The 12,566-nt window shown below is 71.6% G+C and carries 11 protein-coding genes; 3 read left to right on the forward strand and 8 right to left on the reverse strand.

The features are described 5' to 3' along the window. Positions 1-71 precede the first annotated feature (71 nt). Complete coding sequence (locus OG598_RS10810) at positions 72-716, forward strand: hypothetical protein (protein WP_328654289.1); 645 nt, start codon at positions 72-74, stop codon at positions 714-716. 24 nt (positions 717-740) lie between these two features. Here the strand turns inward: OG598_RS10810 and OG598_RS10815 are convergent, their stop codons facing one another. The 4 genes from OG598_RS10815 to OG598_RS10830 all read right to left on the reverse strand — a co-directional run bounded on the left by OG598_RS10815 (position 741) and on the right by OG598_RS10830 (position 4,379). Next, a complete protein-coding gene (locus OG598_RS10815; protein ID WP_328654290.1) occupies positions 741-1,259 on the reverse strand; it encodes a 2'-5' RNA ligase family protein in 519 nt (172 codons plus the stop codon). Positions 1,260-1,320: 61 nt separating this feature from the next. Further along, positions 1,321-2,520, reverse strand: coding sequence for a low temperature requirement protein A (locus OG598_RS10820; protein ID WP_328654291.1), 1,200 nt, complete (start codon positions 2,518-2,520; stop codon positions 1,321-1,323). A 102-nt stretch (positions 2,521-2,622) separates the two neighbouring features. Further along, positions 2,623-3,228: a response regulator transcription factor gene (locus tag OG598_RS10825; protein ID WP_112673405.1), complete on the reverse strand. Its 606-nt coding sequence runs from the start codon at positions 3,226-3,228 to the stop codon at positions 2,623-2,625. Continuing rightward, positions 3,225-4,379, reverse strand: coding sequence for a sensor histidine kinase (locus OG598_RS10830; protein WP_328654292.1), 1,155 nt, complete (start codon positions 4,377-4,379; stop codon positions 3,225-3,227). Before OG598_RS10830 ends, OG598_RS10825 begins: the two co-directional genes overlap by 4 nt. 131 nt (positions 4,380-4,510) lie before the next feature. Here OG598_RS10830 and OG598_RS10835 point away from each other — a divergent pair, with 131 nt between their 5' ends. Together OG598_RS10835 and OG598_RS10840 are read left to right on the forward strand one after the other, a co-directional pair. After that, positions 4,511-5,440: a hypothetical protein gene (locus OG598_RS10835; protein WP_328654293.1), complete on the forward strand. Its 930-nt coding sequence runs from the start codon at positions 4,511-4,513 to the stop codon at positions 5,438-5,440. Between the two features lie 105 nt (positions 5,441-5,545). Then, positions 5,546-7,279, forward strand: a complete 1,734-nt coding sequence (locus OG598_RS10840) for a DEAD/DEAH box helicase (protein ID WP_328654294.1) — start codon at positions 5,546-5,548, stop codon at positions 7,277-7,279. A 93-nt stretch (positions 7,280-7,372) separates the two neighbouring features. Here OG598_RS10840 and OG598_RS10845 read toward each other — a convergent pair whose 3' ends face one another. The 4 genes from OG598_RS10845 to OG598_RS10860 all read right to left on the reverse strand — a co-directional run bounded on the left by OG598_RS10845 (position 7,373) and on the right by OG598_RS10860 (position 12,538). Beyond that, positions 7,373-8,572 (reverse strand): right-handed parallel beta-helix repeat-containing protein, encoded by a 1,200-nt coding sequence (locus OG598_RS10845; protein WP_328654295.1) that lies wholly within the window; start codon positions 8,570-8,572, stop codon positions 7,373-7,375. An 88-nt stretch (positions 8,573-8,660) separates the two neighbouring features. Further along, entirely contained in the window at positions 8,661-9,065 is a 405-nt protein-coding gene (locus OG598_RS10850) for a DoxX family protein (protein ID WP_328654296.1), read from the reverse strand. A gap of 131 nt (positions 9,066-9,196) precedes the next feature. Beyond that, on the reverse strand, positions 9,197-11,527 hold the full coding sequence (gene lon, locus OG598_RS10855) for an endopeptidase La (RefSeq protein WP_328654297.1): 2,331 nt from the start codon (positions 11,525-11,527) through the stop codon (positions 9,197-9,199). A gap of 141 nt (positions 11,528-11,668) precedes the next feature. Continuing rightward, positions 11,669-12,538: a manganese catalase family protein gene (locus OG598_RS10860; RefSeq protein ID WP_328654298.1), complete on the reverse strand. Its 870-nt coding sequence runs from the start codon at positions 12,536-12,538 to the stop codon at positions 11,669-11,671. Between the last annotated feature and the right edge of the window lie 28 nt (positions 12,539-12,566).

Here is a 12,566-nt window from a genome sequence, read left to right on the forward strand (position 1 = left end):
GGGCGGATAGAAGTAACCGGATGATCTGGACGAAGTTCAGAAGCGACCGCACCCCTCGCCGACTCCGCGCCGTGTCTGACCTGCGGTTTCCTGCCAGCGGACGTCACCATCTACGAAATCGGTATCCCCATCTCAGCGACGACGACATCGTTCTCGTCGAGACCGCGACCCGGCAGTGGTTCCGGATCATCGCCCGCCAGCCCAACGCGAAGCTGGCCATGCCCTCGGTGGTCGTGGACGGCCTGTGGCAGGAGCTGACCCTCCATGCGCGGGACTACGCCACCTTCTGTGACGCCGCGTTCGGGCGCTCTACGCACCACCGACCGACGTCCGCGACGAGCGGCGACACGACCGACGCCGATCGCGGGCCTCTCCTGCTCGCCACGCTGGGCCACGGCCGGCGGGACGAGGGATGCGGCCCGACCGGCCTTCCGCTGCTGTTCCGAGTGGACCAGGAACTGGACATCCAGGACGGCAACCGCTACCTGGCCGACTGCGGAGGCCGTGGCGAATGCTTCCCGGTCTCTGGCCGGGTCTGCCTGCAACACCTCGCCGGACCCGGTAAGCGGCCCAAACCCCGCGGCATTCGTGGCGACCTGCCCTTCCTCGACGGCCGCCACGGCTACGCCGGCGGTGCAGGTGGCAGCGGTGGTGGCGGCGAGTTCAACGGCGGGAACGATGGCGGAGGCGGTGACGGCGGTGGGGGCAGCAACTGAGGTTTCGGACGACGCACGACGATCTCAGCCGAGGCCGGTCAGCGGGATCACCGTCCGGTCCGTGCCGTCGTAGCTGCGCGCGGCGTCGAAGTCACCCGTCGGTCGCTGCCCACCGGCGACGGCACGAGCCACCCGCAGGTCGGCGTTGCGGAACCGCAGGGCCAGGCTCAGGTGCGGCACCCATACCTCGGGCGCATGCCACGGGCGGTGTCCGTCGGCCTCGGCGAGAACGTCCCAGACGGCGGCGTGCAGCGCGGTCAGCGCCGGAGTGGGTCGGACGAGCCAGACCAGTGGGGCGCTGCCATCGAGGACGACGACCCGGTCGAGCGTCACCGGCACCGGCAGCGCGGCGTCGAACAGCTCGGCGAGGCGGTGCTCGACCCCCGGCGGGAACTCGTCGACGGCGGCGAGGGTGAGGTGCGGCCGGTTGGTCGGGTGGATGTTGCGGGCCAGGCTGGGCAACCCGGCGGCGGCCAGCCGGCCCCAGACCGCCCGGACCGCGACCTCCAGGCCGGGCGAGCAGACCAGTTCCACAGTACGCACGCGCCCACGCTAGCCGGACGGTCCACGCCACCCCCCACGGATCGGGACCGCGCCACACCCGTCAGGCCGGGTGGCGGCGGTGAGCGTCCCCGGCCGACACCGGGTTGACCTCACCCGCGATCCGGGCACGGTGGGTCAGGTCGAAGATGGCGACGACGGTGATGGTGGCCGCGCCCAGCAGGCCCACCGCCAGCGGCGGGAGTCGCGCCGCGACCGGGCTCAGGATCAGGCACGCCACCACGGCCGCGAGGCAGTGCCTCGTCAGGCGGCCGAACACCCAGATCTCGAAGATCATCCGCCCGATGAGGAAGGTCAGCGGCCCGACCAGGATCGCCACGACGTTGCCGGCCGACCGCTGCGCGTTGGGCTCCTTCAGCATCAACTCGCCTCCGATGCCGGTGAGCAGGATGCCCGCCACCATCACCAGGTGGGTGTAGCTCGCCCGCAGGTTGAGCCGGTACGGATCCCTCGCGGTGTCGATCTTCACGGCGAGGCTGCTCGTGGTGCGATAGAAGTAGGTCCACCAGAGGAAGACCACCGTCCAGAAGGTGAGCAGAAATGCTGTGGTGTCCGCCAGGTCCCGCGTCGACAGCCGGTAGAAGTTGCCGGTGGCCAGGATCGTCTCGCCGAGGGCCAGGATGATGAACTGCCGGTACCGCTCGTTGAGGTGTTCGCCCGAGAGGTGCCACTCGTTGGCCCGCGCCCGGCCGAGCCACGGCACCGGCCATCCCAGGATCGGCCCCGAGTAGTCGATCGCCAGCGCGCATGCCCACAGCAGGACTCGGGCTTCGCCGCCGCTGGCCGCCGCCCCGGCGAACCAGACCGTCGCGGACAGCAGATACCAGACGATTCCCCGTACCGGCCGACGCCAGGCCGGGGTGCCGCGCAGGTAGAGGGCCATGACCAGGGTCCGGCCGAGGTGGATCCCGAGGTACGCGCTCACGAAGACGAAGCCCTGGTCACCGAAGGCGTCCGGAACGTTGATGGACATCAGCAGGCTGCCGAGCATCACGCCGATGATCAGGATCTGCACTGTGGGCCGCTCGCAGTCGAGGCTGTCGGTGGCCAGGTTGGTGTTGTACCAGATCCACCAGAAGGCCAGCAGGAAGATCACGGCCTGTGCGTCGGCGAGCAGGCTGGGCTCCTCGACCAGGGTCGCCGACAAGCGGCCGAGGGTGAAGATGAAGACGAGGTCGAAGAACAGCTCGACGGCACTGGAGCGCACCGGGTCGACCGGACCCGCCGCGACTTTCCTGGGCATTTGTCCATCTTCGCAGCCGGCCGGGAGGCCAGGAGTCGACTGCCCCTTATTGATCAGCTTCCGTCCACTCACGCTTCGGTCGTCCGCGAGGCGCGCCGACGGTCAGAGCCAGCCGTTGTCACGGGCGGTACGGACGGCCTCGGCGCGGTCGGCGGCGCCGAGCTTCTGCACGGCGGCGGAGAGGTGGTTGCGCACGGTGCCGGTGGACAGGTGCACCCGACGGGCGATCACCGCGACCGGTGCGCCGACCTCCACCAGCCGCAGCGTCTCCAGTTCCCGGGGAGTCAGCGGGCACGGGGGCAGGGTCAACGCGTCGGCGGCCAGCGACGGGTCGACGTAGCGCCCTCCGGCGTGCACCCGGCGGATCACGTCGGCGAGCGCCCCACCCGGCGAGCCCTTCGGCAGGAACCCTCGGGCGCCGGCGGTCAACGCCTGGCGCAGGTGCCCGGGGCGACCGTGCCCGGTCAGCACGACCACCGCGCAGTCGGGTCGGACCCGGGTCAGCTCGGCGGCTACCGCGATGCCGTCCAGGCCCGGCATCTCCAGGTCCACCACTGCCACGTCCGGGCGGTGCGCCAGCGCCGCGGTGACTGCCGTCTTCCCGTCGGCGGCATGCGCCACCACCTCGATGTCCGGTTCCAGGGCGAGCAACGCGGCGACGGCCACCCGGATCAGGTCCTCGTCGTCGGCGAGCAGGACGCGGATCACGACGGCGCCGGCACTGTGGCTTCGAGGGTGAAGATCGCGTCCTCCCGGCGTACCCGCAACTCGCCCCCGGCAGCGGCGAGTCGGTCGGCCAGCCCGCGCAGGCCGTGGCTGTGCGCGTCCGGGCCGCGGTCGTCGGCCCCGTCGTTGGCCACCGTCATCCTGGCCACGTCATCCTCCCGATCGATGCGGATCCGGCACCAGTCGGCCCGGCTGTGCCGCAGCACGTTGGTGCTCGCCTCGCGCAGCACCGCCGCCAGCTCGATGGCGGCGGGCTGCGGCAGGTCCGCCGGCAGTGGCAGAACCGTGCACCGCACCCCGCAGGAGCGCAGCACCCCCACCACCGCGGCGAGCTGTTCGTCGAGGTCGACGGCCCGATAGCCGTGCACGGTCTCCCGTACCTCGCTCAGCGCGGACGCGGCCAACCGTTGCACCTCGGCGGCTTCCCGCCCGGCCCGTTCCGGGTCGACCGGGGCGAGCCGGGCGGCGAGTTCGGCCTTCAACGCGATCACCGTGAGGCGGTGCCCCAGGACGTCGTGCACGTCGCGGGCGAAGCGCAGCCGCTCCTCGGCGGCGGCCAGCCGGGCCTGGGCGGCCTGGCCCTGCCTGGCCTCCACGAGCAGGTCCCAGAACCAGACCTGGAGCCCGTTGACGGCGGCCACTGCCGCGCCGATCCCACCGGTCACGGCAAGGTGGCGCGGAACGGAACCGCCGGTCCACCAGGCCACCGCGACAGCCACCGCCAGGACGCCGACCGCGACAGCCAGCGCGGCCCGCCACCGCACCAGCAGCGGCGTCATGCCGATCAGCGCCGCACCGAGCCAGGCCCAGGTCGGCCACCTGCCGGCCGCCACCGGACCCACCAGCGGAACGGTCAGCACCGCCACCCCGACCAGGCTCAGCTCCGCCCGACGCCGCCAGCGCGGGTCGAGCCACGGCGTCACGGCCGCGTACAGGACGACGGTCTGGGCGATCACGAAGGCGAGGATCCCGACCGCGCCGAGTGTCACCCGACCCGGGTCGGGCTCACGGGTCAGACCGACCGCCGGTAGCAGGACGCTCGCCCACACGCCGGTGGCCAGCGACACCAGCGTCGCCCGCCGGGCGCGGCGCAGCCGGCGGTCCGCCCGCGGAGTCACCGCCTCGCTCGCCACGCACCGATCCTAGGACCGCCCGGGCACCGTCCACCCATGCGACCTGTCACGGTCGCGCCGTGCGATCCGCACGGTTTTCCCGTGACGAACGGGTCTGCCGGCCACACCGGGGGCACCGGCATGGTCGAGGCATGGAAAACACCCGGATGTACGCGGACAGCCTCACCGCCGTACCGTCGCCCGCCCCAGTGCCCACCGACGAGCCGACCCCCTCGGCCCCGACACCGGCCACGGCGGCACCGACCGCCGCGGCACCGGCCAGCAGCAGACGGCGGCTGCTGTGGCATCTGGGCGAGATGGCAGTGGCGATGATCGCCGGGATGCTGCTGCTCGGAGGTTTGTGGGAGCTGGCCGGCGCCGCCCTGGGCGTCGGCGACGCGCTGGCCCGGCCGGAGGTCGCCGCGCTGGTGATGGCCACGAACATGACAGTCGGGATGACGGTGGCGATGCGCTACCGGGCGCACCCCTGGCACGCGGTCGGCGAGATGGCCGCCGCGATGTACGTCCCGTTCCTGCTGCTGCTCGTGCCGTTTCGGGCCGGACTGGTCGACGCCGACGCGCTGATGCTCGGCGGTCACCTGCTGATGATCCCCGCGATGGTGCTGGTGGCGGTCCGACACCGACACGAGGCGTCGACGCCGGTACGTCGACACCGGGTCGTGGTGGCACTCGCCCACCGCTGGCCGGCCGGGTTGGCGCTGCTGCTGACCGCGGACATGTGGGTCGACCCGGGCGTGCTCAGCCCGTGGACGATGCTGGTGCTGCCCGGCGGCTACCTGGTGATCGGCATGGCCCGCCGCACGCTGGGCGGGCGGGGCATGCTCGCCACCCAACTCGTCGGTCTGGCCATCTGGGTCGCCCTGATACTGGTCGCGGTGTTGGCCGGCGGACGGACCGCCGACTGGCTGGTGGCGTTCGGGTGGTTGGCGCACGCCGGCTGGGACGTGGTGCACCACCGCAACCGCCGGGTGGTGCCGCGCGGCTACGCCGAGTTCTGCGTGGTGCTCGACGTGGCCCTCGCCGCGGTGATGGTGCTGGCCATCCTGACCACCGACGCCTGACCGAGGCCGCCGTCGGGGTCGCGGAACAGCCGCAGCACGAGCTCGGGGACAGCTCTTGTGGCGGTCGCCGCAACGGCCCGGACGGCGTGATGAAAGGCTTGGCACATGAGTTCCGCACCTGCACAGCACGACGCACCGATCGACGCCACCCCCGACGGCACCGACGAGGTGAGCGCCTTCACCGAGCTCGGGCTCCGCGCCGAGCTGCTGGGCGCCCTCGCCGCCCTCGGGTACGAGGAGCCGACCCCGATCCAGCGGGAGGCTATCCCACCGCTGCTGGAGGGTCGGGACCTGCTGGGTCAGGCAGCCACCGGCACCGGCAAGACGGCCGCGTTCGCGCTGCCGCTGCTGAACCTCATGACGGCACACCGCCAGGGCGGCGACCCGGTGGCCCTGGTGCTGGTGCCGACCCGGGAGCTGGCGGTACAGGTCTCCGAGGCGTTCCACCGCTACGGCAAGGACCTGGGCGCGCGGGTGCTGCCGATCTACGGTGGGCAGCCGATCGGGCGGCAGTTGCGGGCACTGGACAGCGGTGTCGACGTGGTGGTGGCCACCCCGGGTCGGGCCCTCGACCACATCGCCCGGGGCACCCTGCGCCTCGGTGGGTTGGCCACGGTGGTGCTCGACGAGGCCGACGAGATGCTCGACATGGGCTTCGCCGAGGACATCGAGGCGATCCTGGAGCACGCACCGGCGCAGCGTCAGACGGTGCTCTTCTCGGCCACCATGCCGTCGCGCATCGACGGGATGGCCCGCCAGCACCTGCGCGAACCGGTGCGGATCGAGATCGGCCGGGAGCAGCAGGTCGCGGGTGAGGCGCCCCGGGTGCGGCAGAGCGCGTACATCGTGACCCGGGCGCACAAGCCAGCCGCGCTGGGTCGGGTGTTGGACGTGGAGTCCCCGACCGCGGCGATCGTGTTCTGCCGCAGCCGGGAAGAGGTCGACCGGTTGACCGAGACGATGAACGGTCGGGGCTACCGCTCCGAGGCGCTGCACGGTGGCATGAGCCAGGAGCAGCGCGACCGGGTCATGGGCCGGCTGCGGGCGGGCACCGCCGACCTGCTGGTGGCCACCGACGTGGCGGCCCGTGGGCTGGACGTCGAGCAGCTGACCCACGTGGTCAACTACGACGTGCCGTCCGCCCCGGAGTCGTACGTGCACCGGATCGGTCGGGTGGGTCGGGCTGGCCGGGAGGGCGTGGCGATCACCCTCGCCGAGCCGCGTGAGCACCGGATGCTCAAGACCATCGAGCGGGTGACCGGCCAGCGGATCACCATCGACAAGATCCCCACCGTGGCCGACATGCGTACCCGGCGGCTGGAGCTGACCCAGGCGGCCCTGCGGGAAAGCCTGCTGGAGGACGACCTCGACCCGTTCCGGGTGATCGTGGAGACGCTGACCGACGAGTTCGACCTGATGGAGGTCGCCCTCGCCGCAGTGAAGCTGGCCCACGAGGTGACGTCGCCGGGCTCCGACGACGAGGAGGAGATCCCGCAGGTTCCGGTCCGTGGGCCGCGCGAGGGTCGACCGGAGGCCGGCGGCCGGGGCGGCGACCGGCGGGGCGGGGGCCGGCCACGCTCCGGCAGCGGCAACACCGTCCAGGTCTTCGTCGGCCTGGGTCGACGCGCCGGGGTGCGCCCGCAGGATCTGGTCGGCGCGATCACCGGGGAGACCGGCATCCGCGGCCGGGACATCGGCTCGATCGAGATCGCCGACCGGTTCTCACTGGTGGAGGTGCCGCAGGGGGTGGCCGACGAGGTCATCTCCGGGTTGCGCTCCAGCACGATCAAGGGCCGCAAGGCCACCGTGCGCCGCGACCGCGGCGGCGACGAGCGCTGAACACGCCGTCGGCGACCGCCGGAGTACGACGGTCACCGACGACACTGCCCGGCAGGCGGCGGGGAAACGTCGAGGACCCGCCGCCCGCCGGTGCTAGCCGATGTTTCCGTTGACCACGTTGTCGGCCCCGGCCAGCGACGCGCCCCCGGACCGGTGGTCGTACGCCCGCATCACGTTGTTGGTGACGATCCAGTTGTTGCTGGTGCCGACCGTCATGATCGGTCGGTCCTGGCGGCGGGGCGTCGCGTCGTCGTAGAACTGGTTGCCGATCACCTGGCACAGGTCGGCGTCACGGCCGAGGATCCCGTTCGCGCCGTTGTCGTGGATGTCGAGCCCCATGATCCGGGTCCGTCCGGACGAGGAGACCTCGATGCCGTTGGTGGCGTTGCGCCACAGCCGGCCACCGATGAACTGGGTCCCCCAAACCTGCCGTAGGTCGGCGCCGCTGCCGGTGCCACTGGTGCCGTTCGACTCCAGGTAGACGTTCTGGAAGATGTTGCGATGGGCGGGTTCGCGCAGTTCCACGCCGTTGCCCCGGCAACCCCAGACGTGCAGGTTGTCGAAGAAGCAGGCGCTGTCCAGCAGCCGTATCCCGGTCTGGCACTCACCGACCCAGACGTTGAGGAACTCGTTGTCGTACGCGACCTTGTTCACGAGGATGCCGACGCCGAGGCAGTCCTCGATGTTGATGTCAGTGATCTTGTTGGCGTGGGCACTCGTTTCCGCGTCCGTGCCGAGGAACTCGATGGCGTGGCTGCCCGAGTTGCCGAAGTGCAGGTGGTGGAAGGTCGACCGGGGGCCACGGACGGTCAACAGCACGTTGGAGGTCCGCATGCCGTAGAAGTGCACGTTGGAGATCTGGTTGTACTTACCGCTCGAGACCAGACGACCGGTGTAGCCCGGGGCCGGCTGGATGATCGCCGCGCCGATGTTCTCGCCGGTCCAGGTCACACTCGTCGGGAAGCGGACCTCCGATCCGAGACCGAGTGCGCCCACCGGTTGGAAGATCTCCCCGCCACCGGCCGGCAGCAGGTTCAGCGCGGCGGTGACCTTGTCCGACTCGTCACTGCCGTCGAGCCGGCAGCCGACCCGGGGGTCCCGGAGGCTGAGCGGGGCCTCCCGAACGGTCGTGACGGGCGGCGATCCCGCCTCTTCGGCACCCGCGAGGGTGGCCACCGTCGTCGCCACCGCGGCGCCCGCGCCGCCGGCGAAGAGCATCCGTCGCCCCAACCGTCGGCCCGGTGGATCTGACCGTTGTGGCACTACCGGCGGCACCGCAGCAGGTGCGCTCACGATCGGTTCCATACCTCTCCCCCGTGGAGTGCCACATCGAGCGGCGGGCAGACTCTACTGTGCATTGTCGCGTGCCGGCCGACGCGGATCAGAGGGCGTACGGGCCGAAACGGCCCCAGGCCACCACGGCGGCGAGGACGAGCAGCACGGCGCAGGCGACAGCGCCCTGGATCTCGGTGCGACGTCCGTCCTGGGTGGTCTGCTGCTTGCGGGCGCGCAGGTGCACCAGGAGGCCGCCGATCATGACGATGACCAGTCCGACGGCGGCGAGCGGGGTGAGCACCGTGGCGATGCCGGTGGCAGCGGGCAGCACGAGCCCGGCGGCGGCCAGCAACTCGACAGCGCCGAGCGCCTTGACCTGCGACGGCGGCACCGGGTCCACCCACCGCATCACGTCGCGCAACTTCTCCTTGGGCTGGCTCAGCTTGGCCAGTCCGACGCCGGCGAAGACGGCGGCGAGCAGGATCTGAATGATCCAGAGCACCACGTTCACGGGGGTTCCTCCAGGGGGCCGCCTCGCGGCGGAGAGGTGGTTGACGGTGCAGACGAGACAGTAGACCTTCCCCCGCGTACCGAAAGGGCCCCCGCCGTCGGGAGACGGCGGGGGCCCGGATGGTCGGAGCGTCAGACCGCGAAGAGCGCCGGACCGTCCAGCGTCTTCACGTCGGCCGGGCGCAGCGCCAGGGCGAGCACGTCGGCCACGTCGGCCAGGGTGTGCACGGTCAGCGCCTCGCGCACCTCGGTCGGCAGGTCGTCCAGGTCGGGCTCGTTGCGCGCCGGGATGATCACCTCGGTGAGGCCGGCACGGTGCGCGGCGAGCAGCTTCTGCTTCACCCCACCGATCGGCAGCACCCGGCCGGAGAGCGTCACCTCACCGGTCATCCCGAACTCGGGGCGGACCGGGCGACCGGTGACCAGCGACGCCAGGGCCGTGACCATGGTGATGCCGGCGCTCGGACCGTCCTTGGGGACCGCGCCCGCCGGGAAGTGGACGTGGATCCGGCGTCCCGCGAGAGCGTTCGGGTCGATGCCGAACCGCCGCCCGTTGGAGCGCAGGTAGGAGAGCGCGATCTGCGCCGACTCCTTCATCACGTCACCGAGCTGGCCGGTCAGGGTCAGCCCCGGCTCGCCCTCCATGCTGGTCGCCTCGATGAAGAGCACGTCCCCGCCGGTGCCCGTGACGGCCAGACCGGTGGCCACGCCGGGCACCGCGGTGCGCTCGGCCGACTCCGGTGTGAACTTCGGCCGACCCAGGTAACCGGCGAGGTTGTCGGTGCCCACGCGTGCCGGCGTCGGGTCCGTCGCCAGCGTCACCGCCACCTTGCGCAGGATCTTGGCCAGGGCCCGCTCGAGCTGCCGGACGCCGGCCTCCCGGGTGTACTCCCCCGCGATCAGCGCGAGAGCCTCGTCGGCGACGGTGACCTCGTCGACGGTCAGGCCGGCCCGCTCCCGCTGCCGGGGCAGCAGGTGGTCGCGGGCGATGGCGACCTTCTCGTCCTCGGTGTACCCGTCCAGGGTGACCAGCTCCATCCGGTCCAGCAGGGGGCCGGGGATGGACTCCACCACGTTGGCGGTGGCCAGGAAGAGCACGTCGGACAGGTCGAGGTCGACCTCCAGGTAGTGATCCCGGAAGGTGTGGTTCTGCGCCGGGTCGAGCACCTCCAGCAGGGCGGCGGCCGGGTCGCCGGCGTAGCCGGCGGCCAGCTTGTCCACCTCGTCGAGGAGCACGACCGGGTTCATCGAACCGGCCTCGCGCAGCGCGCGGACGATCCGACCGGGCAATGCCCCCACGTACGTACGCCGGTGCCCGCGGATCTCCGCCTCGTCGCGGACGCCGCCGAGCGAGACCCGGACGAAGTTACGCCCGAGCGCCCGCGCCACGGACTCGCCGAGGCTGGTCTTACCCACCCCGGGAGGACCGGCGAGGGCGAGCACCGCGCCGGAGCCGCGACCGCTGACCACACCGAGGTTGCGCTCGGCACGCCGGTTGCGCACCGCCAGGTACTCCAGGATGCGGTCCTTCACGTCGGCCAGGCCGGCGTGGTCGGCGTCGAGCACCGCCCGGGCCGCGGCCAGGTCGGTGTTGTCCTCGGTACGCGTGCCCCACGGCATCTCGAGCACGGTGTCCAGCCAGGTACGGATCCAGCCCGCCTCCGGGGAGGCGTCGCTGGCCCGTTCCAGCTTGCCGACCTCGCGCATGGCCGCCTCGCGTACCTTCTCCGGCAGCTCGGCGGACTCGACGCGGGACCGGTAGTCGGCGGAGCCGTCCGGCTCGTCCTCGCCCAGTTCCTTGCGGATCGCGGCGAGCTGCTGGCGCAGCAGGAACTCGCGCTGGGACTTCTCCAGCCCCTCGCGAACGTCACTGTTGATCTGCTCGGTGACCTCCTGCTCGGCCAGGTAGTCCTTCACCCAGCCGACCAGCAGCTCCAGCCGGGCGGTGACGTCCGGCGCGGCGAGCAGCTCGGTCTTCTGCTCCAGCGTCAGCCAGGGCGCGTAACCGGCCGAGTCGGCCAGCTCGGAGAGGTCGGTCATCCGCTCCACCGCGTCGATGACCTGCCAGGCGCCCCGCTGCTGGAGCACGGAGGTCACCAGGGCGCGGTACTCGCGGGCGAGTTCCCGGGCCCGACCGGCGTAGGCGGGTTCGTCGAGTTCGGTCGCCTCGACCCAGAGGGCGGCGCCGGGGCCGGGCACGCCGGAGCCGATCCGGGCCCGGGACAGGCCACGGATCACGGCGGCGGGCTCACCCTCGGGCAGCCGGCCGACCTTTTCGATGGTGGCGACCACGCCCACCGGGCCGTACTCGCCGTCGATGCGCGGCACGGCCAGCAGCTTGCGGTCGCCGGTCGCCCGCGCCGCGTCGATCGCGGCCTGGGTGGTGGGGTCGAGGGTTACCGGGATGACCATCCCGGGCAGCAGCACGGCGTCGGTCAGGGGAAGTACCGGAAGAGTTGCCATCGAACACCTGCCATCGCGTTGAGTTGAGCGTGTCTCACTCAAGTAACAAAGCGTTCCCCTTGTTCCGGCCTGTGACCCAGACCACTCTTCTCCCCGGTCCGTCGGGCCGCCCGGGACCGGCGGGCGACCCGACGAGGCACCTCAGGTGAGCTTGCTCTTCACCGTGTTCACCACCGAGCCGGCCACCCCCGGGTTGGTGCCGTACAACCGAGGGTCACCCGGAGGCAGCACCGGTTCCGGCGCGTTCGCCCGCGGGTTGTCGTCGTACCGGAACTCGCCCTTGCCGTCCGGCGACGGCCCGGACGCCCAGCGCCCCTGGGCGGCGTCCGTGCCCGACGAGAAACCCAGGTAGGTGTAGCCGTACTCCGCGGTGAACTCGCCCGAGTCCGGAAACGCCTCCGGCACGGGCATCTCCTCCAGCCCGTCCTCCTTGAGCTGCTCGATCGCCGCCAGCCACATGTTCTGGTGCATGGTGTCGCGGGCCAGCAGGAAGCGCAGCATCTGCTTGACGCCCGGGTCGTCGGTCATGTGGAACAACCGGGCGACCTGGAGCCGACCCTGCGCCTCGGCGGTGACGTTGAGCTGAAAATCGGCCAACAGGTTGCCGCTGGCGGTGATGAACGCGCCGTTCCAGGGCACCCCGTTGGAATCGGTGGGCAGGGCCCCACCCCCGCCGTGGATGAAGTGCGCCGGGTTCTCACCGGCGTAGGTCGCGGCACCACCGGGATCCTCCGCGATCCCCTCGGTCAGCGACAGCGGCGCGTTGTCCAACAGCCGGGTGATCATCGTGACGATCATCTCGACGTGGCCCATCTCCTCCGTGCCGACGTCGAGCAGCAGATCCTTGTACTTCCCGGGCAGGCGGCAGTTCCAACCCTGGAAGAGATACTGGTTGGCGACCGTCATCTCGCCCCACTTGCCGCCCAGCACCTCCTGCAACCGGCGGGCGAACGCCGCATCCGGGCCGTCCGGCTTGGCTTCGAACTGCAGATCCTTGACGTGGCTGAACATCCAACCTCCTCGGTACCGCAAATAGGTA

The sequence above is a fragment of the Micromonospora sp. NBC_00330 genome (genome assembly GCF_036136635.1).
GTDB lineage: Bacteria > Actinomycetota > Actinomycetes > Mycobacteriales > Micromonosporaceae > Micromonospora > Micromonospora salmantinae.

Excerpts from the sequence above, each read along its gene's own strand:
- OG598_RS10835 (WP_328654293.1), top strand. The coding sequence starts at position 4,511 with ATGGAAAACACCCGGATGTACGCGGACAGCCTCACCGCCGTACCGTCG.
- OG598_RS10840 (WP_328654294.1), top strand. The coding sequence starts at position 5,546 with ATGAGTTCCGCACCTGCACAGCACGACGCACCGATCGACGCCACCCCC.
- OG598_RS10860 (WP_328654298.1), bottom strand. The coding sequence starts at position 12,538 with ATGTTCAGCCACGTCAAGGATCTGCAGTTCGAAGCCAAGCCGGACGGC.
- OG598_RS10820 (WP_328654291.1), bottom strand. The coding sequence starts at position 2,520 with ATGCCCAGGAAAGTCGCGGCGGGTCCGGTCGACCCGGTGCGCTCCAGT.
- lon (WP_328654297.1), bottom strand. The coding sequence starts at position 11,527 with ATGGCAACTCTTCCGGTACTTCCCCTGACCGACGCCGTGCTGCTGCCC.